Here is a 19,453-nt window from a genome sequence, read left to right on the forward strand (position 1 = left end):
CAAAATCCCTATCGTGCCGATAAAAACGGGCGTAGGGACGTTGGCGCGCTGCGCCGCGGTCTGATAATCTCGGCCCCATAATTGTCCGCGCACCCGGGGGTCGGGGTGCTGCCAGCGGTGATCCGTCGCATATCTCGCCAACGATCATCCTGCGCTGCAACATCGTGCGGTCGATAACCGTGACGGCTGATCGGCACCAAGCTTGACAGCCACCGCCCGCGCCGGGTCGGCACGCGTTACAACAACAAGAGGGCACTGCCCTCACCGGGGAATAAGAATGACGAGCTCGCTGCGTAGCCTGCTGGTGGTCGACGACCACCCTCTCGCCTTGTCTGGCACGACCACGTTTCTTGCACAAGCCTTGCCAGAAGTCCAGGTGCACGCGGCCATCGGCCGCCGCCAGGCACTGGCACTCGTCGATGACGGTGTCCGCCCGGACGTCGTGCTGCTCGATGTATGGCTGTCCGACTGCACCGGCTTCGATGCCATGCGCGAGCTGCGCGGCAAGTTGCCCGAGGCCCGCTTTGCCTTCATGTCGGCCGAGAACACACCCGAAATCGTCGCCAAGGCACAGGCCCTGGGCGCCATCGGCTTCATCGGCAAGCACGCCGATGCGCATGCGTTTTCCAAGGCGGTCGCCGGTATCTTCGGTGGGGATTCGTCGTTCCCATCGGAGGACGACCTGGGTGGCATCAACGGCAAGGGCAACGCCTCGCACGGCATCCCCATCACGCCGGCCGAACTGGGCCTGACGCCGCGTCAGGGTTCAGTACTGGCACTGCTGCTTGAGGGCTTGCCGAACAAGTCCATCGCCCGCCAACTGGGTCTGACGGAAAACACCGTCAAGGAACACGTTTCGGCGATCCTGCAGCGGCTGGGCGTGCGCACGCGCATCCAGATCATCTCGCGCATGGAGCGCTTCCGCCTGACCGGCGCGGCTTGATCGCCTGATTGGATCACGGCGCCGCATTCGACGGCGCCGCCCCCCTCTTACCTCAGTACGCGACCTGCGGTTCAGCCGCGCGCCCGCGCAGCCAGCGCTTGAGCAGTACGCGCAGCATGTTCGGGTCCATCGGCTTGGCCAGCAGTAGATAGCCGGCTTCTTCGGCACGCGCCAGGGCGGCGGAGTTGCGGTCGCCCGTGAGCAGCACGGCGTGCGCGTCTGGATGGCTGACCTGCCAGCGCTCCAGCAGTTGCAGGCCATCTTCCTTGCCCGGCAGGCGCAGGTCGCAGAAGATGATCTGCGGGCGCAGACCCTTTGCGAGCAGTTGATCGGCGGCAGTGCCATCGGCGGCGCTGTGCACCTCCACGCCCCAGGCTTCGAGCAGCGCATGCCAGGCCTTGCGGATCTGCGGATCGTCATCCACCACCAGCACCACGCCCGAGAAGCGCGGCTGATCCAGCACCGCACGCTTCTGCTCGGCACGCGGCTGCGCGGCCAGCGGCGCCTTGATCTCGGCCGGCACCGGGCGCAACGCCATCCAGAACATCGAGCCCCGCCCCGGCACTGAGCGCACGCCAAAGGTGCCACGCAGCAGACGCACGCATTCCTTGTAGATCGACAGGCCCAGGCCGAGGCCCTGGCTCGGGTCGCGCTCCGGGTTCTCGACCTGGTAGTACGTCGAGAAGATGTCCTTCTGGTGCTCGGGCGCGATACCGATGCCGGTATCCCATACCTCGATGCGCAGATACTTCTGACGCACGCGCAGCGCCACCATCACGCCACCGCGCTCGGTGTAGCGCAAGGCGTTCTGCAGCAGGTTGAACAGCGCCCGGCGCAACAGCACCGGCTCGGCCATGCCGAACACCGGCAGCGGCGGAATGCGCTGCGTGAGCGTCAACCCCTTCGCACGCGCATCCGGCATGAACTGCTGAACCACCTCGGTGATGACCTCGCCCAGATCCACCGGCTCCAGCGTCGGCGAGGTCTTGCGGCTCTCCAGCTTTGACAGATCGAGCAGCGAGCGGAACAGCAGATCGATGGTGGCTGCGCCCGAGGCAAGCTGCTCCACCAGCGGCGCCAGCGATTCCGACTGATTGCGCGCCCGCAACGCTTCCACCAGCAGCACGATCGCGTGCACCGGTTGGCGTAGGTCGTGGCTGGCAGCCGCCAGGAAGCGCGACTTCTCTTCCGACGCCGACAGCGCGCGTTGTTTCTCGTCCTGATAGCGCCGCGCGAGCTGGCGGCTTTCGTTCTCAAGCTGGATTTCGCGCACCAGCGTGTTGTGGATATTTACAGCGTGCCGCGTCAGCAACGCCGCGAAGAACAGCAGCACGCCGCGCAGGTACAGCCCGTGCCCGGGAAACGCCTGCTCGGCCAGCAAAAAGTGCGGCGCCAGAATGCCGGTCCCCAGGATCAGCAGGCTGGACGGCACCGGCGCCTGCGAGAGCACCGCCGCTGCCGCCACCCCAATGATGACGATCATCAGCAGGCTGCTGAACTCCAGCGAGGGCGACATCAGGTACAACCCCGCCGAGCAGCCCCAGGCCACCCCGCCCACGGCCGACATCACATGCATGCCCGTCCACCACTTGCGGGTGTGCGGGGCCAGCGTCATGCGGGTCAGGTCGTAGCGATAGCCGAAATAGAAGCGCAGGCCCGAGGCGGTCAGGCACAGCATGATCAGGCACCAGCCCAGCAGCGCCGGGCGGATCGAGGCATCCCCCCAGAAAGCTGCCATCGTCAGGGCGGGCAGCACGACGGACGCCGCGATCCCCATGGGGGCGCCGCGATGCACGGCGGCAAGCAGCTTGGCTCGGGCGTCCAATTCAAGCGGCGCGCGGCTGGCGAGCCCAAACTTAGTGAAGAAGATGCGCAACGGGGCGTTCAAAGGGGTGTGGGGAAGAAACCGGATATCGGATTGTGCCGCAAGGTTGCGGCGGACGGGCACACCGTTCGGACGATTGTGCAACACCCCTGCCCGTTCGCCCCCCGCGCCGCCGGCGCTGGGGCAATCCCTTATATAATGTACGTTTTGCTGGATTTTTGCGGATTGTCACGCCAATCCGGCACGGAAACCGTATCCCAGCCGTTTCTTTTTTCTTCGACCACCGACGCTTCTCGTGAAAGTCTTTCGCGGCCTGCCCAACGCCGAGAGCCGCGCGCCCTGCGCGCTGACCATCGGCAACTTCGACGGCGTGCACCGTGGCCACCAGTCGCTGTTGGCCCGCGCGCGCGCGGCGGCCGACGCACGCGGGTTGCCGCTCACGGTGATGACCTTCGAGCCGCATCCGCGCGAATTCTTCATGCCGGACCGCGCCCCTACCCGCATCGCGCTCTTGCGCGACAAGCTGGAGAGCCTGCGCAAACAAGGCGTCGACCGTGTGGTCGTGGAGCACTTCAACGCGCATTTCGCCGGCCAGACGCCGGACGAGTTCGTGCGCAACGTACTGGTTGACGGCCTGCACACGCGCTGGCTGCTGGTGGGCGACGACTTCCGCTTTGGCGCCAAGCGCGCGGGCGACTTTACTTATCTGCAGGCCGCCGGCGCCCAGTTCGGCTTTGAAGTCGAACAGATGGGCTCGGTGTCGGAATCCGGCATCCGCATCTCCAGCTCGGCCGTGCGCGAGGCGCTGGCCGCTGGTGACCTGGAACACGCGCGCCGCCTGCTCGGCCACGGTTACGCCATCAGCGGGCATGTGGTGCACGGGCAGAAGCTCGGCCGCTCGCTGGGTTTCCCGACGCTGAACCTGCGCATCTCGCATAAAAAGCCAGCGGTATCGGGCATCTTTGTCGTGCAGGTGCACGGGCTGGCTGAGAAGCCGTTGCCGGCCGTCGCCAGCATCGGCGTGCGCCCGACCGTGGATGATTCCGGCCGCGTGCTGCTGGAAACGCATATCTTCGATTACCACGCCAGCGTCTACGGCAAGCTGGTGCGCGTGGAATTCATGAAGAAGCTGCGCGACGAGGCCCGCTTCGACTCGCTCGACGCGCTGAAAGACGCCATCGCGCAGGACTGCATCGACGCGCGCCATTTCTTCGGCTTGGCTGTGCCTGCCGACGGCGAATCGCCAGCCTTGCGGCGCGCGCAGTTTGCCAATTCCGCTACCTCCGCCACCGACCGAATTCAGTAGGCGGTCGATACTCTCGCCGCCCGAAGCTACGCCGCGCACGTGCCCTGCCCTGATAGGCGCGCTGCTCCGATCCGATTTGCCCGAATCTGCCCCACATCACACCATGTCTGACGCCAAGAAGCCCACGCCGGAGAAAAGCAAGTACCCGGTCAACCTGCTGGACACCCCCTTCCCCATGCGCGGCGATCTGCCCAAGCGCGAGCCGCAATGGGTCAAGCAGTGGCAGGACAAACAGCTCTACAAGAAGATCCGCGCCGCACGTAAGGGCGCGAAGAAGTTCATCCTGCACGACGGCCCCCCGTACGCCAACGGAGACCTGCACATCGGCCACGCGGTCAACAAGATCCTCAAGGACATGGTGATCAAGGCGCGCGGCCTGACCGGCCTGGACGCCGTCTACGTGCCGGGCTGGGACTGCCACGGCATGCCGATTGAAATCCAGATCGAAAAGCAGTTCGGCAAGGGCCTGCCTGTGAAGGAAGTGCAGGAGAAGGCGCGCGCCTACGCCACCGGCCAGATCGCCCGCCAGAAGGCGGATTTCGAGCGTCTGGGCGTGCTGGGCGACTGGGCCGATCCGTACCTGACGATGAACTTCCGCAACGAAGCGGATGAGGTACGTGCGCTGGGCAAGATCCTGGAGAAGGGTTACGTCTTCCGCGGCCTGAAGCCGGTCAACTGGTGCTTTGATTGCGGCTCGGCGCTGGCGGAAGCCGAAGTTGAATACGCAGACCGTACCGACCTGTCGATCGACGTCGGCTTCCCGTTTGCGGACATCGACGCGCTGGCCAGCGCCTTCCACGTGGGCGCGGATGTGCTCAAAGCCAAGCAAGGCTGGATCGTGATCTGGACCACCACGCCGTGGACGATCCCCTCCAACCAGGCGCTGAACCTGCACCCGGAAATCGAATACGCACTGGTCGACACGCCGCGCGGGCTGCTGATCGTCGCCAAGGAGCGCGTCGAGGCCTGCCTGCAGAGCTGGAAGCTCGAAGGCACTGTGCTGGCCACGTGCGAAGGTGCCGCGCTCTCGGGCGTGCGCTTCCACCACCCGCTGGCCAAGATGGACGCCGGCTACGACCGCACCTCGCCCGTCTACCTGGGCGACTACGTGACCATCGACACCGGCACCGGCATCGTCCACTCCGCGCCCGCCTACGGCGTGGAAGACTTCCAGTCGTGCAAGTCGCACGGCATGCCTGATTCGGAAATCATCAACCCGGTGATGGGCAACGGCGTGTACGCATCGACGCTACCGCTGTTCGGCGGCCAACTGATCTGGGATGCCAACCCGAAGATCGTGGAAGTGCTGCGTGACTCGGGCAACCTGTTCGACGCGCACAAGCACCCGCACAGCTACATGCACTGCTGGCGCCACAAGACGCCGATCATCTACCGCGCCACGTCGCAGTGGTTTGCGGGGATGGACGTGCAGCCCAACGACGGCAACGCCACGCTGCGTGAGACTGCTTTGGCCGGCATCGACGCCACCGCGTTCTATCCGTCGTGGGGCAAGCAGCGCCTGCACAACATGATCGCCAACCGCCCGGACTGGACGCTCTCGCGCCAGCGCCAATGGGGCGTGCCGATGGCCTTCTTTGTGCACAAGGAAACCGGTGCACTGCATCCGCGCACGCCCGAGCTGCTGGAGCAGGTTGCCCAGCGCATCGAAAAGGCCGGCGTGGAAGCGTGGCAAACGCTCGACCCGCGCGAACTGCTCGGCGATGAGGCCAACATGTACGAAAAGAACCGCGACACGCTCGACGTGTGGTTCGACTCGGGCACGACGCACTGGCACGTCATCCGCGGCTCGCATGCGGCGGACCTGTACGACGCCTCGGCTGATCTGCCGGACGGCCGCCTGGCTGACCTGTACCTGGAAGGCTCGGACCAGCACCGCGGCTGGTTCCACTCGTCGCTGCTGACCGCCTCGATGCTGTACGGCAAGCCGCCGTACAAGGGCCTGCTGACGCACGGCTTCACGGTCGACGGCGAAGGCCGCAAGATGTCCAAGTCGATCGGCAACACGATCGCGCCGCAGGAAATCGCCAACAAGATGGGCGCCGAGATCATCCGCCTGTGGGTGGCCTCGACCGACTACTCGGGCGAACTCGCCATCTCGGACGAGATCCTGAAGCGCGTGGTGGAAGGCTATCGCCGCATCCGCAACACGCTGCGCTTCCTGCTCGCCAACCTGACCGACTACGACCACGCCAAGCACGCGCTGCCGACCGAGCAATGGCTCGAAATCGACCGCTACGCCGTAGCGCTGACGGATGCTCTGCAGAAGGAAGTGCTGTCGCACTACGACGTCTATGAATTCCACCCGGTGGTTTCCAAGCTACAGACGTTCTGCTCGGAAGACCTGGGCGGCTTCTACCTCGACGTGCTGAAGGATCGCCTGTACACCACGGCGCCCGATTCCGTGGCGCGCCGCTCGGCACAGAATGCGCTGTACCACATCACCCTGTCGATGCTGCACTGGATGGCACCGTTCCTGTCGTTCACGGCTGAAGAAGCGTGGCAAGTCTTCGCGCACGGCACGGAGCACACCGACACCATTTTCACCAGCACCTACTACGACGCCCCGGTGCCGCAAGGCGCCAGCGCCCTGCTGGAGAAGTGGGCGGCCATCCGCAACGTGCGTGGCGAAGTGACCAAGCAACTGGAAACGCTGCGCACCGATGGCAAGATCGGTTCGTCGCTGCAAGCGGAAGTGACGGTCGCGGCCGGTGACACGGTGTACGACGCACTGAACAGCCTCGGCGACGATCTGCGCTTCGTGCTGATCACGTCGGCGGCCAAGCTCGAGCGCGCGCCCGAAGGCGGCGATCTGCTCATCAGCGTGGTGCCGTCAACGCACGCTAAGTGCGAACGCTGCTGGCACTACCGCGCTGACGTCGGCCACGACCACGCCCACCCGACCCTTTGCAAGCGTTGCACCGACAACCTGTTCGGCGCCGGTGAACAACGGAGCGCTGCCTGATGGCCACTCGTAACAACGGTAAGAGCAAGTCGGTTGGGTTAAAGAAAAGCGGTAGCGGCCATGGCGTGGGCCCGTGGCTGGGCCTCGCTGTCATCTGGATCCTGCTGGACCAGTTGACCAAGGTTGCCATCAGCAAGACCTTTGTCTGGGGAGAGTCGCGCCCCATCACCGGGTTCTTTAACCTGGTGCTGGCCTATAACAAGGGCGCGGCGTTCTCGTTCCTGGCGGCCGCCGGTGGATGGCAGCGCTGGTTCTTCACGGGCCTGGGCGTGGCGGCGGCGGTGTTCATCATCTGGCTGCTCAAGCGGCACAGTGGGCAGAAGATGTTCTGCTTCGCGCTGGCGCTGATCCTGGGCGGCGCGCTGGGCAACGTGATTGACCGCGTCGTCTACGGCCATGTGGTGGATTTTCTCGATTTCCACCTGAACGGTTACCACTGGCCCGCCTTCAACGTGGCGGACTGCGGTATCTGCATTGGCGCGGTGCTGCTGATCATCGACGAACTGCGGCGCGTGCGTCGCTAGCGTCAAGGCTGTCCTGGCCAAGGTTCCATCGGGCGTGCTGCGCCCCGGCGAGGACAGCACGTGCTGGACCACTTGATTGGCAAGGCGCCGGGCCGCGAAACATCCATCGTCACCCTCAATAGCGCACGACGTACCACGCCCGCTTGATGTACTCCGCCACGATCGTCCCGGCTTCATAGATGGGGAAGGACTTGGTGAGTGTGTCACCTGGGAATACGCCGCGCACACCCCACGTCACTTCCGGCCAGACCTGGCGGAACACGTTCAATGCGCGGCCGGTGTGGTACCAGCTCGTGACCAGTACGGCGCTGTGCACGGGCTGATCAGCCAGCGTCTGCCGCGTCATCTGCGCGTTTTCCATTGTGCTGCCGGACTGGCATTCGTGGCCGATACGGTCGGCCGGCACTCCGGCCATCACCAGGCGGCGCTCGATCAGCAGGCAGTCGCCCTCGCCGCTCACAAACACACGCGGCGCCACGCCCGCATGGAACAGCTCCGCTGCGCCAATCACACGCTGGCCCGATTCCCCACCCAGCACGACGATCACGTCTGCGCGGGCGGGTACCGATTCCTCCCGTAACCAAGCCTTGGACTCGCGCACGAGCACGGCACCAATCACCACGGCGACGATAGCGCCAGCGCCAATCACAGCCAATACATTGCGAACTGCCGGGCGACGAAAAACCAGACCAAAAACCATATCGAGAATGCGCATTTGAGGACAAATCCAGGCGCCGGACGCGCCTGAAGCCAAGCCGGTATCATCGCCACTGTTCAGCGGGCAATGCAAACACTGGGGCACCGGGTTGTATCCTGCCCACGCACATTGCGTCAATCGGATTCAAAAGCAGGTGTTTATGGAACTGCAAGGCAAACATTTCGTGCTCGGCCTGACGGGCGGCATCGCGTGCTACAAGTCGGCCGAACTGGTACGGCTGCTGACCAAGGCCGGCGCTACGGTGCAGGTCGTGATGACCGACGCCGCCACGCACTTCATCACGCCGGTGACGATGCAAGCGCTTTCCGGCCGCCCGGTCTTCACGTCGGAATGGGACAACCGCATCGGCAATAACATGGCGCATATCGACCTCTCGCGCGAGGCAGATGCCATCGTCATCGCCCCGGCCTCCACCGATTTCCTCGCCAAGCTCGCGCACGGCATGGCGGACGATCTGCTCTCCACGCTGTGCATCGCGCGCGATTGCCCGCTGCTCGTCGCGCCCGCCATGAACCGGCAGATGTGGGCCGCACCCGCCACGCAGCGCAATGCCGCCCAACTGCGCGCCGATGACGTCACCCTGCTCGGCCCCGATGCCGGCGACCAAGCCTGCGGCGAGGTGGGCGACGGCCGCATGCTAGAGCCGGAAGATATCGTCGAGCGGCTCGTCGGCTTCTTCCAGCCCAAGCTGCTGCGCGGGCACCGCGTGTTGCTGACAGCCGGGCCGACATTCGAGCCGATCGACCCGGTGCGCGGCATCACGAATCTGTCCAGCGGCAAGATGGGCTTTGCGTTGGCGCGTGCCGCGTCGCAGGCCGGAGCGGAAGTCACGCTGGTTGCGGGGCCTTGTCACCAGGACACGCCCGCTGGCGTGCTGCGCATCGACGTGCAGACCGCCCAGCAAATGCACGACGCCGTGATGCGCGAGCTGGATACAAGCAAGAACGACATCTTCATCGCCGTAGCTGCCGTGGCCGACTGGCGCGTGGCGCAGGCTGCCGACCAGAAGCTCAAGAAGCAGAACGACTCGGACGTGCCCACACTGGCGTTCACGCAGAACCCGGACATCCTGGCGGGTGTTGCTCGCCGCCCGAACGCGCCGTTCTGCGTCGGCTTCGCGGCTGAGACAGAGCGCCTGGAAGAGTTCGGTGAGGCCAAGCGCCAGAAAAAAGGCATTCCGCTGCTGGTCGGCAACCTCGGCCACCAGACCTTCGGCCGCGACGACAATGAAGTCGCGCTGTTCGACGCCAAGGGCATCACGCGCCTGCCGCGCGCCGACAAGCTGACGCTGGCGCGCCAGATCGTTGCCGCCATCGCGGACCGTGTGCATGGGGCAAAGCCATGAGCACACCGATCCGCCTGTCCGTCCTCGACCAGAGTCCGGTCATCTACGGCCACAGCGCACGCGACGCGATTGCCGCGACGGTCGACCTGGCACAACTCACGGATTCCCTCGGCTACACGCGCTACTGGTGCGCCGAGCACCACGGCCTGCGCGGCGTCAGCAACCCTGCGCCCGAGGTGATGATCGCCCGCGTGGCGAGCGCCACGAAGCACCTGCGCGTTGGTTCCGGCGGCGTGATGCTGCCCTACTACAGCCCGTTCAAGCTGGCCGAGCAGTTCCGCCTGCTGGAAGCGCTGTTTCCGAACCGCATCGACCTGGGCGTCGGCCGCGCACCCGGCGGAGACATGCGCACCGCGGCAGCCGTGGCCATGGGTGACTACAACCGCGGCGACATCTTCCCGCAGCAGGTGCAGGAACTGATCTGGCACCTGACCGGCACGCTGCCGTCCGATCACCCCGCTTACGGCGTGCTCCTGCAGCCCGAGATCGACACCAAACCCGAGCTGTGGGTGCTCGGCTCCAGCGATTTCGGTGGCGCACTGGCGGCCCGTCTGGGCATCCGTTTCGCGTTTGCGCACTTCATCAACCCGCACGTCGGCCACATCGTCACGCAGCAGTACCGCACGGACTTCGAACCGAACTACGACGCGCGCCCCTACAGCGCCGCCGCTGTCTTCGTGATTGCCGCAGACACGGAGGCCGAAGCACGTCGCTATGAAGCCGCCGTCGACCTGCGCCGCCTACAAATGGCGCTCGGCGCCAACGGCCCGATCCCGACAGTCGAGCAAGGCGAGGCCCATGTCTACACCGAGCGTGACCAAGCCATCGTCATGCGCGAGCGGCCGCGCAGCATCATCGGTACGCCGGAATCGGTGGCCGAGCAGATGCTCGCGCTCAAGGACCGCTTCGTCGCCGACGAACTGATCGTGCTGACCGTCGCGCCGAGCTACAAGGCCCGGCTGCGCTCGTACGAGTTGCTGGCCGAGGCATTTGCGCTACCATCCCCGGCTTCCGCCACCTCTTCTGCCCCATCCGCATGAAACTCGACGTCAAGATCCTCGACGCCCGCCTGCACGAACAGCTCCCGCAGTACGCCACCACCGGCAGCGCCGGGCTGGACCTGCGCGCCTGCATCGACGCCCCGCTCACCATCGAGCCCGGCACCACGCACCTGATCCCGACCGGCATGGCCATCCACCTGGCCGACCCCGGCTATGCTGCGCTGATCCTGCCGCGCTCGGGCATGGGCCACAAGCACGGCATCGTGCTCGGCAACCTGGTCGGCCTGATCGATTCGGACTACCAGGGCCAGCTCATGGTCAGCACGTGGAACCGTGGCAGCACGGCGTTCGTGCTGAACCCGATGGAGCGCCTCGCACAGCTGGTCATCGTGCCCGTCGTGCAGGCCGAGCTGAACATCGTCGATGACTTTGCCGAGAGCGACCGTGGCGCTGGTGGTTTCGGCAGCACCGGGCGTCACTGAACAGCGTCCACGCAATAAAAAACGGCCCGGGATTTCCGGGCCGTTTTTCTTTGGAGCGACAGTTTCGTCAAGCTTCCGCTTCTTCCTGCGCGGGTGCCGGCGGCGCTTCGTTCTCGGAGAACTCCAGCTTCACCGCATCGGCATCGTCCAGGTCCACGACCACCTTGCCGCCGTTGGTCAGCTTGCCGAACAGCAGCTCGTCGGCCAGCGCCTTGCGGATCATGTCCTGGATCAGGCGCTGCATCGGGCGGGCGCCCATCAGCGGGTCGAAGCCTTTCTTCGCCAGGAAGCGACGCAGCTTCTCGGTGAAGATGGCGTCCACCTTCTTCTCGTGCAGTTGCTCTTCCAGCTGCATGAGGAACTTGTCGACCACGCGCATGATGATTTCCTCATCCAGCGAGCGGAAGCTGATGGTCGCATCCAGACGGTTGCGGAACTCCGGCGTGAACATGCGCTTGATGTCGGCCATCTCGTCGCCCTGTTCGCGCGTCGTGGTGAAGCCGATGGTCGCCTTGTTCATCGTCTCGGCGCCCGCATTGGTCGTCATGACAATGATCACGTTGCGGAAATCCGCCTTGCGCCCGTTGTTGTCGGTCAGCGCACCGTGGTCCATCACCTGCAGCAGGATGTTGAAGATGTCCGGATGCGCCTTCTCGATTTCGTCCAGCAGCAACACGCAGTGCGGCTTCTTGGTCACGGCTTCCGTCAGCAAGCCGCCCTGGTCGAAGCCCACGTACCCCGGAGGCGCGCCGATCAGACGGCTCACCGCGTGGCGTTCCATGTACTCCGACATATCGAAGCGGATCAGCTCGATGCCCAGGATGAACGCGAGCTGCTTGGCGACTTCCGTCTTACCCACGCCCGTCGGGCCGCTGAACAGGAACGAGCCGATCGGCTTGTCCGTCTTGCCCAGCCCGGCGCGCGACATCTTGATGGCCGACGCCAGCGCATCGATCGCCGGGTCCTGACCGAACACGACCGACTTCAGGTCGCGCTCCAGCGTCTGCAGCTTGCTGCGATCATCCTGCGACACGCTTTGCGGCGGGACGCGGGCTATGCGCGAGACGATGTCCTCGATCTCACCCTTGCCGATGGTCTTCTTCTGCTTCGACTTCGGCAGGATGCGTTGCGCGGCACCGGCTTCGTCGATCACGTCGATCGCCTTGTCCGGCAAATGGCGGTCGGTAATGAAGCGTGCCGACAGCTCAGCCGCCGCCGTGAGCGCCGACGATGCGTACTTCACGCCGTGGTGCTCTTCAAAGCGCGACTTCAGCCCGCGCAGAATCTGCACAGTCTGGTCGACGGTCGGCTCCACCACGTCGATCTTCTGGAAACGCCGCGACAGCGCAGCGTCCTTCTCGAAGATGCCGCGATATTCCGTGAACGTGGTCGCGCCGATGCACTTGAGCGCACCCGACGACAGCGCCGGCTTGAGCAGGTTGCTCGCGTCCAGCGTGCCGCCCGACGCGGCGCCCGCGCCAATCAGCGTGTGGATCTCATCGATGAACAGGATCGCGTTCGGGTTGTCCTTGAGCGACTTCAGCACGCCTTTCAGGCGCTGTTCGAAATCCCCACGGTACTTGGTACCGGCCAGCAGCGCACCCATGTCGAGCGAGTAGACGACAGACTTCGACAGGATGTCCGGCACCTCGCCCTTGGTGATGCGCCATGCCAAACCTTCCGCAATGGCGGTCTTGCCGACACCGGCCTCGCCCACCAGCAACGGGTTGTTCTTGCGGCGGCGGCACAGCACCTGCACCACGCGCTCGACTTCCTGCTCGCGGCCGATCAGCGGATCGATCTTGCCGGCCTTGGCCAACGCGTTCAGGTTCTGGGTGAACTGCTCGAGCGGGCTTTCCTTGCCGTCGCCGCCCTCACCTTCAGGGTTGGCGTCACCGTGCTTGGCCGGTTCTGCCTGATCCTTGCGGATGCCGTGGCTGATGAAGTTGACGACATCCAGCCGGGTCACGCCCTGTTGCTGGAGGTAGTACACCGCGTGGGAATCCTTCTCGCCAAAGATGGCGACCAGCACGTTGGCACCCGTCACTTCCTTCTTGCCGTTGGAGGTGGACTGCACGTGCATTATGGCGCGCTGGATCACACGCTGGAAACCCAGCGTGGGCTGCGTATCCACCTCGTCCGTGCCGGGCACCACCGGGGTGTTGTCAGCAATGAAGTTCTTCAGGTGCGTGCGAAGGTCTTCGATGTTGGCGGCGCAGGCGCGCAGCACTTCGGCCGCCGTCGGGTTGTCCAGCAGCGCAAGCAGCAGATGCTCCACCGTAATGAATTCGTGGCGAGCCTGGCGGGCTTCAACAAACGCCATGTGCAGGCTGACTTCCAGTTCTTGCGCGATCATGCTTCCTCCATCACACACTGCAGCGGATGGCCCGCCTGCCGTGCATGGGTTGACACCAATTCCACCTTCGTCGCGGCGATATCCCGGGTATAGATACCGCACACGCCCTTACCTTCCCGATGCACAGTCAGCATGATTTGCGTCGCTGTCTCCCGGTCTTTGCTGAAATATTGCTGAAGGATCATCACGACGAATTCCATCGGGGTGTAGTCGTCGTTGAGCAGCAGCACCTTGTACATTGCGGGCGGTTTGAGCGCTTGCTCTTTCCGCTCCAGGACGGTGCCTGCATCGTGTTGTGGAGTGGTCGCTTGCCGGATTGCCATGGTCTTATTCTAACCACTCCTTTCGACTTCGCAATTTAGGGAAATAACGCCGATTTCAAGCCCTGCAAATGGTTTGGCCTGAATTGCGTTCGCCAGCCGGCTCTCCGGGCGAGGGGCATTCCCCCGGCCAGCCAAAGGCTGGGAACGGGGCACGCACCAGCCCTGCATGCCGAACGTTTTTCGCAGGTGGGGGCGATTTGTCGAGTTTCGAGCAAAACCTCTTCAAAAACTGACCGTTTTTCGCCACAAACCCACCTTTGGTAGCCTTGACAGTCTGTTGCTTTCCTCGAACAATCGAATTCAACATGTGCGCCTTACTGCCCCAAAAACACTCGGCAGCAAGCCTCATGAATGGTGAGCCCGGGAGGCCTCACACCAGTCGACAACAGATCGACAACCGCTTCAGGCTGTGGTGTTTTGCCACAAGAAGACCGATCGCTTGCGGCGCGGTTCCATCCGCGCCGTTCGTCGTGCCCCAGGGCCGGCGGCCGGGCGATGACTGCGCGGTACCGCTCTGCTCTGCCCCGACAGGCAACCCCTCCCGGCTTGGACTTGTGTTTTCTCGGAGGGGTTTTCATGGCACTCGGTACTGTCAAATGGTTTAACGACGCCAAGGGTTTCGGTTTCATCTCGCCTGACGAAGGCGGCGAAGAGCTGTTTGCGCATTTCTCGGCCATCCAGATGGCTGGTTTCAAGACGCTCAAGGAAAATCAGCGCGTCTCGTTCGAAGTGACGCAGGGCCCGAAGGGCAAGCAGGCCACCAACATCCAGGCAGCCTGATTCGCGTCATCCAGCACCCGGCCTCTGGCAAGGGTACTGAAATGCAAAAAACCCGGCGACCTGCCGGGTTTTTTGTTGCCGGGGCGGTGGAGAATGGCGGCAATGCTGCACGTTGCGCAACACGTCATTTCGTCCGACCGTGCGCTACGGTAGTGGTGTTCCCCCGTTTTCCGCACCGTCCACCCAAGGAGCCCCTCATGACCTGCCACCTGACCCGTACCACTGCCGCCCTCGCTCTGGTTGCTGCGCTGCTGCCGGCTGCTGCCCAAGCCCAGATCGGCGATCTCATCAAGGGCGCGACACAGGGCACTAGCCAGGGCTCGTCCAGCGGCCTGGGCAGCCTCGGCAATCTCGGTGGTCTGCCCTCGCTGGGCTCGCTTACTTCCGGCAGCACGGGCAACGTGGCCGGCGTGCTGGAGTTCTGCCTCAAGAACAATTACCTGGGTGGCGCATCCGGCGCAGCCTCGGTCAAAGACAAGCTACTGGGCAAGCTGGGCGGCACGCCGTCCTCTGACGCCGGCTACAGCGATGGCGCAAAGGGCTTGCTCACCGGCTCCAACGGCAGCACGTTTGACCTGAGCAACGTCAAGGAGCAGATCACCAAGCAGGCGTGCGACAAGATTCTGTCTCAGGGCAAATCGCTGCTGTAAGCCAACCGGGCAGGCGTACGGGCACTACACTGCCACTATCGGCAAGCGACCATCTGCCTGCCCGAACACGCAAGGAGCCCCATGCTGGAAACCGCCGCGCTGGCCGCAGGCTTATCCTGGACCAGCGGATTCCGCCTCTACCTGGCCGTGTTTGCCGCCGGCATGCTGGGCCGCACAGGCTGGCTGCACCTGCCGCCGGGGCTGCAGATGCTCGAATCGTGGTGGGTGATCGGCTTGGCCGGTGTGCTGGCCGTGGCAGAGTTCCTGGCCGACAAGATTCCGGGGTTCGATTCCGTCTGGGACAGCATCCAAACCTTCATCCGCATTCCTGCAGGAGCCATCCTGGCGGCTGCCGCATTTGGGCAGCTCGATCCGCAATGGATGGTGGCGGCGGGGCTGATTGGTGGCACCCTGGCTGGCACGGCACACGCCACCAAAGCGGGCACGCGTGCGCTGATCAACGCTTCTCCCGAGCCGTTTTCGAACTGGGCGGCGTCGTTCAGTGAAGACATTACGGCGACCGGCGGGCTGCTGATGTCGTTCTTCCTGCCGGCCGCATTCCTGGTGGTGCTGGCGATCTTGCTGCTGGTGGCTGTCTGGCTGCTGCCGAAGCTGTGGCGTGGTGTGCGGCGCCTGCGCGATGCGCTGCGCGGGCGCACGTCGGAGCCACCTGCCGCTGGCCCCACCCGACTGCCACACTAGTCCTTAACGAAGGACGCGCAGCAGCCCAAACAGCACCAGTGCCAGCGCGCACGACCACCCGGAAAACAACACGCGCCACACCCAGTGGCGCGGAACAAACCCCACACCACGCACCAACCCCGCGCTCATCGCCCAGAACAGCAGCATGGCGAGGGTGTGGTCCGCATGGCCAGCACCATTGGTGACGATGTACGGATACACCGTGCCGACCGCCATGACGATCAGCCCGGCGGCCAGGCTGGCTGCGTGGATGCGCGGCTTATGGGCGTCGCTCACGTTGGCCGTGCTCACGCGCGGTCCTCGTCGGTGGCAGCACCGGCGGCGCGCGCGTCGCTCACCTCACCCCACATCGCGTTGAGCACGGCCAGCAGTACGGCAAAGCCGACGCCCAGGACCCAAGTGAAGTACCACATGTCATGTCCTCCGGTGGCTAGCGGGGTTAGTAGAGCGAGTGCTCGTTGGCCCGGATGTGTTCGACCGTCACCTTGCCGCGCATCACGCGGTAACACCAGCTCGTGTAGATGAGGATGATGGGCGTGAAAATGATCGCCGCCCAGAACATCAGGCCCAGCGTGAAGTGGCTGGAGACGCTGTCCCACACCGTCAGGCTGGCGGCGGGCATGCTGGACGACGGCAGCACGAACGGGAACATCGACGCGCCCGCCGTGGTGATGATGCCCGCCAAGCCCAGCGCAGACAGCACGAAGGCCAGCAACGTGCGCCCTGCCCGCACCAGCACCGTTGCCAGCAGCGGCCCAAGCACGCCGAGCAAGGGCAACAGCCAGAGCAACGGCTGCACTTGGTAGTTGTGCCACCACGCATCGGCGGCGCGCGCTACCGTCTTGGCCATCGGGTTGGACACGCCAGCCGGGTCGATGGCTGAGGTGATGGCATAGCCTTCGATGCCACCCCAGCGCAGCCATGCACCCGCCGCGACGAAGGCAATCACGGCGACAATCGCGGCGCCGGTTGCGGCCTTCGTCGCACGTTGCTGGATCGCCCCTTCGGTGCGATGCGCGAGATAGATGCCGCCGTGCATGGTGATCATCGCGCTCGACACCACGCCGGTCAGGATGGCGAACGGGTTCAGCAATTGCCAGAACGTGCCGGTGTACGTCACCACCATGAAGGTGTCGAAGTGGAACGGCACGCCCTGCAGCAGGTTGCCGAACGCCACGCCAAAGATGAGCGGCGGCACCGCGCCCCCGACAAAGAGGCCGATATCCCACGCCTTACGCCATGTGGGGTTGTGGATCTTGCTGCGGTAATCAAACCCAACCGGGCGGAAGAACAACGCCCACAGCACGGCGAGCATCGCCCAGTAGAACCCGCTGAAGGCCGTGGCATACACCAGCGGCCACGCGGCAAAAATCGCGCCGCCGCCGGTGATGAACCAGACCTGGTTACCGTCCCAGTGCGGGGCGATGGTGTTGATGGCGACACGGCGCTCGTCGTCGGTCTTGCCGACGAAGGGCAGCAACGTGCCGACGCCCATGTCATGCCCGTCCATGATGGCGAAGCCGATCAGCAGCACGCCGATCAGCAGCCACCAGATGACCTTGAGGGTGGGATAGTCGAACATGGTGGCCTCCTCAAGCGTGGGCGGCTTCGAAATCGTAGCGACCGGTGCCGAGGCTGCCGGGGCCCTGCCGCGCGAACTTGATCATCAGGTACATCTCGACAATCAGCAGCAGCGTGTAGAAGCCGATAAAGCCTGCCAGCGAGCCGTACAGGCTGGCCTCGCTCAGCGTCGACACACTCAGGTGCGTGGGCAGCACGCCGTAGATCGTCCACGGCTGGCGGCCGTACTCGGCCACCACCCAACCAAGCTCAGCAGCGAGCCACGGCGCGGGCAGCATCCACAGTGCCCAGCGCAGCAGCCACGCCGGCGCCTTGCGCTGCGGCCGCAGCGTGCTCCAGAACGACAAGCCGAACAGCGCCAGCATCAGGAAGCCCAATCCGACCATGGCGCGGAAGCCCCAGAACATCGGCCACACACGCGGCACGGTGTCGTCGACGGCCTTGTCGATGATCTCGGGCGTGGCTTGCCGCACATCGGTCACGTACTTCTTGAGCAGCAGGCCAAAACCCAGGTCTTGCTGATGGATCTGCAGCGTTTGGTGGGCAGCGGCATCGTCCGGGTTCTTGCGCAGCGTTTCCAGTGCGGCCACCGCTTCGATGCCGCTCACGATGCGGCCACGGTTGCGCACCTTGATCTCGTGAATGCCCGGAATCTGCTTCGACACGGAGCGCGTACCAATCAGGCCCATCACATAGGGAATCTCGACCGCCCAGTCGTTCTTCTGCTCGCGCTGGTTGATCGACGCGATCATGTTGAAGCTGGCTGGCGCGGGTTCGGTCTCCCACATGGCCTCGATGGCGGCCATCTTGGTTTCCTGCGCTTCGCCCACCGTGTAGCCAGACTCATCGCCCAGCACGATCACAGAGAGCACGCTGGCCAGCCCAAACGCTGCCGCCACACGGAAGCTGCGTCGCGCAAACTCGACATCGCGCCCGCGCAGCAAGTACCAGCTCGAGATCGACAACACGAACATCGCGCCTGTCACGTAACCGGCCGACACCGTGTGCACAAACTTGGCCTGCGCCACGGGGTTGAAGACGACGGCCCAGAAGTCCGACATCTCCATGCGCATGGTCTGCCAGTTGAAGTCGGCACCCACCGGGTTCTGCATCCAGCCGTTGGCGATCAGGATCCACAGCGCGGAGAGATTAGTGCCGATCGCCATAAGCGTCGTCACCAGCAAGTGCTGCGTCTTGGTGAGGCGATCCCACCCGAAGAAAAACAGGCCGATGAAGGTGGATTCCAGGAAGAACGCCATCAGCCCTTCAATGGCCAGCGGCGCCCCGAAGATGTCGCCCACGTAGTGCGAGTAGTACGCCCAGTTGGTGCCGAACTGGAATTCGAGCGTTATACCGGTGGTCACCCCCAGGGCGAAGTTGATGCCGAACAACTTGCCCCAGAAGCGCGTCATGTCTTTCCAGATGACCTTGTTGGTCATCACGTAGACGCTTTCCATGATGACCAGCAGCCAGACCATGCCCAGCGTGAGCGGCACGAACAGGAAGTGGTACAGCGCCGTCGCCGCAAACTGCAGCCTGGATAGATCGACCAAGTGCTCGGATATCACGGATGCCCTCCCTGCGCGGGTGTTGTCACGCCAAACCGGTCGGCGGCCCGCTCGGCATCGACCGGCACCTGGTGATCGCGCACGAAGGCCCACCACAACGCACCCAGCACCACCACCTTGATGGTGACGACGACGAGCAGATGGCGGACGAGTCGGCGATCGTTGGAGCTCACAGGGGCGGTGGATCCAGGGGGCTGGCCAGCGCCATCGGCGGGGGCTTCCTGCCGGTGGCACAGAAAGTCACATGAGGGGCAGTCTAGTCATCACTTGCAAGACTGGCAAACGATTCCTCGGAGAATTTGGCTGCATTTGCCACGCGCACGCCCGTCGCTATGTCGTTACCTCTGTGTTTCTTGCAGGAAACCG

At 64.4% G+C, this 19,453-nt stretch carries 19 protein-coding genes; 10 read left to right on the plus strand and 9 right to left on the minus strand.

Annotation, left to right across the window (positions count from 1 at the left end; all coding sequences use genetic code 11):
* Positions 1-277 precede the first annotated feature (277 nt).
* Positions 278-943, plus strand: coding sequence for a response regulator transcription factor (locus tag F7R11_RS14680; RefSeq protein ID WP_021195750.1), 666 nt, complete (start codon positions 278-280; stop codon positions 941-943).
* A gap of 52 nt (positions 944-995) precedes the next feature.
* Here the strand turns inward: F7R11_RS14680 and F7R11_RS14685 are convergent, their stop codons facing one another.
* Positions 996-2,831, minus strand: a complete 1,836-nt coding sequence (locus tag F7R11_RS14685; RefSeq protein WP_031329630.1) for an ATP-binding response regulator — start codon at positions 2,829-2,831, stop codon at positions 996-998.
* 232 nt (positions 2,832-3,063) lie between these two features.
* On the opposite strand from F7R11_RS14685, the gene F7R11_RS14690 reads away from it, so the two are divergent.
* The 3 genes from F7R11_RS14690 to lspA all read left to right on the plus strand — a co-directional run bounded on the left by F7R11_RS14690 (position 3,064) and on the right by lspA (position 7,581).
* Positions 3,064-4,074 carry a bifunctional riboflavin kinase/FAD synthetase gene (locus F7R11_RS14690; protein WP_064804695.1) on the plus strand — a complete coding sequence of 337 codons (1,011 nt, stop codon included), beginning with the start codon at positions 3,064-3,066 and terminating at the stop codon, positions 4,072-4,074.
* A gap of 103 nt (positions 4,075-4,177) precedes the next feature.
* Positions 4,178-7,057 (plus strand): isoleucine--tRNA ligase, encoded by a 2,880-nt coding sequence (gene ileS, locus F7R11_RS14695; RefSeq protein ID WP_064804697.1) that lies wholly within the window; start codon positions 4,178-4,180, stop codon positions 7,055-7,057.
* On the plus strand, positions 7,057-7,581 hold the full coding sequence (gene lspA, locus F7R11_RS14700) for a signal peptidase II (RefSeq protein WP_064804699.1): 525 nt from the start codon (positions 7,057-7,059) through the stop codon (positions 7,579-7,581). The genes ileS and lspA overlap by 1 nt, the downstream gene beginning before the upstream one ends.
* A 115-nt stretch (positions 7,582-7,696) precedes the next feature.
* Here the strand turns inward: lspA and F7R11_RS14705 are convergent, their stop codons facing one another.
* Positions 7,697-8,269: a YdcF family protein gene (locus F7R11_RS14705; protein ID WP_064806401.1), complete on the minus strand. Its 573-nt coding sequence runs from the start codon at positions 8,267-8,269 to the stop codon at positions 7,697-7,699.
* A gap of 169 nt (positions 8,270-8,438) precedes the next feature.
* On the opposite strand from F7R11_RS14705, the gene coaBC reads away from it, so the two are divergent.
* The 3 genes from coaBC to dut are packed head-to-tail and all read left to right on the plus strand — an operon-like array spanning position 8,439 to position 11,127.
* Entirely contained in the window at positions 8,439-9,644 is a 1,206-nt protein-coding gene (gene coaBC, locus F7R11_RS14710; RefSeq protein WP_064804701.1) for a bifunctional phosphopantothenoylcysteine decarboxylase/phosphopantothenate--cysteine ligase CoaBC, read from the plus strand.
* On the plus strand, positions 9,641-10,684 hold the full coding sequence (locus F7R11_RS14715; RefSeq protein WP_064804703.1) for an LLM class flavin-dependent oxidoreductase: 1,044 nt from the start codon (positions 9,641-9,643) through the stop codon (positions 10,682-10,684). Before coaBC ends, F7R11_RS14715 begins: the two co-directional genes overlap by 4 nt.
* Positions 10,681-11,127, plus strand: a complete 447-nt coding sequence (gene dut / locus F7R11_RS14720) for a dUTP diphosphatase (RefSeq protein WP_021195758.1) — start codon at positions 10,681-10,683, stop codon at positions 11,125-11,127. Before F7R11_RS14715 ends, dut begins: the two co-directional genes overlap by 4 nt.
* A gap of 67 nt (positions 11,128-11,194) precedes the next feature.
* On the opposite strand, the gene clpA is transcribed toward dut, so the two are convergent.
* Both clpA and clpS read right to left on the minus strand, forming a co-directional pair.
* A complete protein-coding gene (gene clpA, locus F7R11_RS14725) occupies positions 11,195-13,483 on the minus strand; it encodes an ATP-dependent Clp protease ATP-binding subunit ClpA (protein WP_064804705.1) in 2,289 nt (762 codons plus the stop codon).
* A complete protein-coding gene (clpS, locus tag F7R11_RS14730; protein WP_003261876.1) occupies positions 13,480-13,806 on the minus strand; it encodes an ATP-dependent Clp protease adapter ClpS in 327 nt (108 codons plus the stop codon). The genes clpA and clpS overlap by 4 nt, the downstream gene beginning before the upstream one ends.
* 576 nt (positions 13,807-14,382) lie before the next feature.
* Here clpS and F7R11_RS14735 point away from each other — a divergent pair.
* The 3 genes from F7R11_RS14735 (at position 14,383) to F7R11_RS14745 (ending at position 15,938) form a co-directional block, all read left to right on the plus strand.
* Positions 14,383-14,586: a cold-shock protein gene (locus tag F7R11_RS14735; RefSeq protein ID WP_004631953.1), complete on the plus strand. Its 204-nt coding sequence runs from the start codon at positions 14,383-14,385 to the stop codon at positions 14,584-14,586.
* A gap of 197 nt (positions 14,587-14,783) precedes the next feature.
* Positions 14,784-15,236 (plus strand): DUF2501 domain-containing protein, encoded by a 453-nt coding sequence (locus F7R11_RS14740; RefSeq protein WP_064804707.1) that lies wholly within the window; start codon positions 14,784-14,786, stop codon positions 15,234-15,236.
* 81 nt (positions 15,237-15,317) lie between these two features.
* Positions 15,318-15,938 (plus strand): DUF4126 domain-containing protein, encoded by a 621-nt coding sequence (locus tag F7R11_RS14745; protein WP_064804709.1) that lies wholly within the window; start codon positions 15,318-15,320, stop codon positions 15,936-15,938.
* Positions 15,939-15,941: 3 nt separating this feature from the next.
* Here the strand turns inward: F7R11_RS14745 and F7R11_RS14750 are convergent, their stop codons facing one another.
* Genes F7R11_RS14750 through cydP form a run of 5 tightly spaced genes read right to left on the minus strand, consistent with a single transcriptional unit; the run spans position 15,942 to position 19,260 of the window.
* A complete protein-coding gene (locus tag F7R11_RS14750) occupies positions 15,942-16,229 on the minus strand; it encodes a cyd operon YbgE family protein (protein WP_231973099.1) in 288 nt (95 codons plus the stop codon).
* Complete coding sequence (gene cydX / locus F7R11_RS14755; protein ID WP_021195764.1) at positions 16,226-16,351, minus strand: cytochrome bd-I oxidase subunit CydX; 126 nt, start codon at positions 16,349-16,351, stop codon at positions 16,226-16,228. The genes F7R11_RS14750 and cydX overlap by 4 nt, the downstream gene beginning before the upstream one ends.
* 26 nt (positions 16,352-16,377) lie before the next feature.
* Positions 16,378-17,520 (minus strand): cytochrome d ubiquinol oxidase subunit II, encoded by a 1,143-nt coding sequence (gene cydB / locus F7R11_RS14760; RefSeq protein WP_064804711.1) that lies wholly within the window; start codon positions 17,518-17,520, stop codon positions 16,378-16,380.
* A gap of 10 nt (positions 17,521-17,530) precedes the next feature.
* Complete coding sequence (locus F7R11_RS14765; RefSeq protein ID WP_031329636.1) at positions 17,531-19,087, minus strand: cytochrome ubiquinol oxidase subunit I; 1,557 nt, start codon at positions 19,085-19,087, stop codon at positions 17,531-17,533.
* Complete coding sequence (gene cydP / locus F7R11_RS27035; protein ID WP_167317193.1) at positions 19,084-19,260, minus strand: cytochrome oxidase putative small subunit CydP; 177 nt, start codon at positions 19,258-19,260, stop codon at positions 19,084-19,086. Before cydP ends, F7R11_RS14765 begins: the two co-directional genes overlap by 4 nt.
* Positions 19,261-19,453: the final 193 nt, after the last annotated feature.

Origin of the sequence: Ralstonia insidiosa (genome assembly GCF_008801405.1) — a bacterium.
In the GTDB taxonomy this organism is placed as follows: domain Bacteria; phylum Pseudomonadota; class Gammaproteobacteria; order Burkholderiales; family Burkholderiaceae; genus Ralstonia; species Ralstonia insidiosa.

What these genes read in the sequence shown, in the direction of transcription:
- clpA (WP_064804705.1), bottom strand. Translation starts at nt 13,483, where the DNA reads ATGATCGCGCAAGAACTGGAAGTCAGCCTGCACATGGCGTTTGTTGAA.
- F7R11_RS14680 (WP_021195750.1), top strand. Translation starts at nt 278, where the DNA reads ATGACGAGCTCGCTGCGTAGCCTGCTGGTGGTCGACGACCACCCTCTC.
- cydB (WP_064804711.1), bottom strand. Translation starts at nt 17,520, where the DNA reads ATGTTCGACTATCCCACCCTCAAGGTCATCTGGTGGCTGCTGATCGGC.
- F7R11_RS14735 (WP_004631953.1), top strand. Translation starts at nt 14,383, where the DNA reads ATGGCACTCGGTACTGTCAAATGGTTTAACGACGCCAAGGGTTTCGGT.
- cydX (WP_021195764.1), bottom strand. Translation starts at nt 16,351, where the DNA reads ATGTGGTACTTCACTTGGGTCCTGGGCGTCGGCTTTGCCGTACTGCTG.
- F7R11_RS14740 (WP_064804707.1), top strand. Translation starts at nt 14,784, where the DNA reads ATGACCTGCCACCTGACCCGTACCACTGCCGCCCTCGCTCTGGTTGCT.
- clpS (WP_003261876.1), bottom strand. Translation starts at nt 13,806, where the DNA reads ATGGCAATCCGGCAAGCGACCACTCCACAACACGATGCAGGCACCGTC.
- coaBC (WP_064804701.1), top strand. Translation starts at nt 8,439, where the DNA reads ATGGAACTGCAAGGCAAACATTTCGTGCTCGGCCTGACGGGCGGCATC.
- dut (WP_021195758.1), top strand. Translation starts at nt 10,681, where the DNA reads ATGAAACTCGACGTCAAGATCCTCGACGCCCGCCTGCACGAACAGCTC.
- lspA (WP_064804699.1), top strand. Translation starts at nt 7,057, where the DNA reads ATGGCCACTCGTAACAACGGTAAGAGCAAGTCGGTTGGGTTAAAGAAA.
- ileS (WP_064804697.1), top strand. Translation starts at nt 4,178, where the DNA reads ATGTCTGACGCCAAGAAGCCCACGCCGGAGAAAAGCAAGTACCCGGTC.
- F7R11_RS14745 (WP_064804709.1), top strand. Translation starts at nt 15,318, where the DNA reads ATGCTGGAAACCGCCGCGCTGGCCGCAGGCTTATCCTGGACCAGCGGA.
- F7R11_RS14715 (WP_064804703.1), top strand. Translation starts at nt 9,641, where the DNA reads ATGAGCACACCGATCCGCCTGTCCGTCCTCGACCAGAGTCCGGTCATC.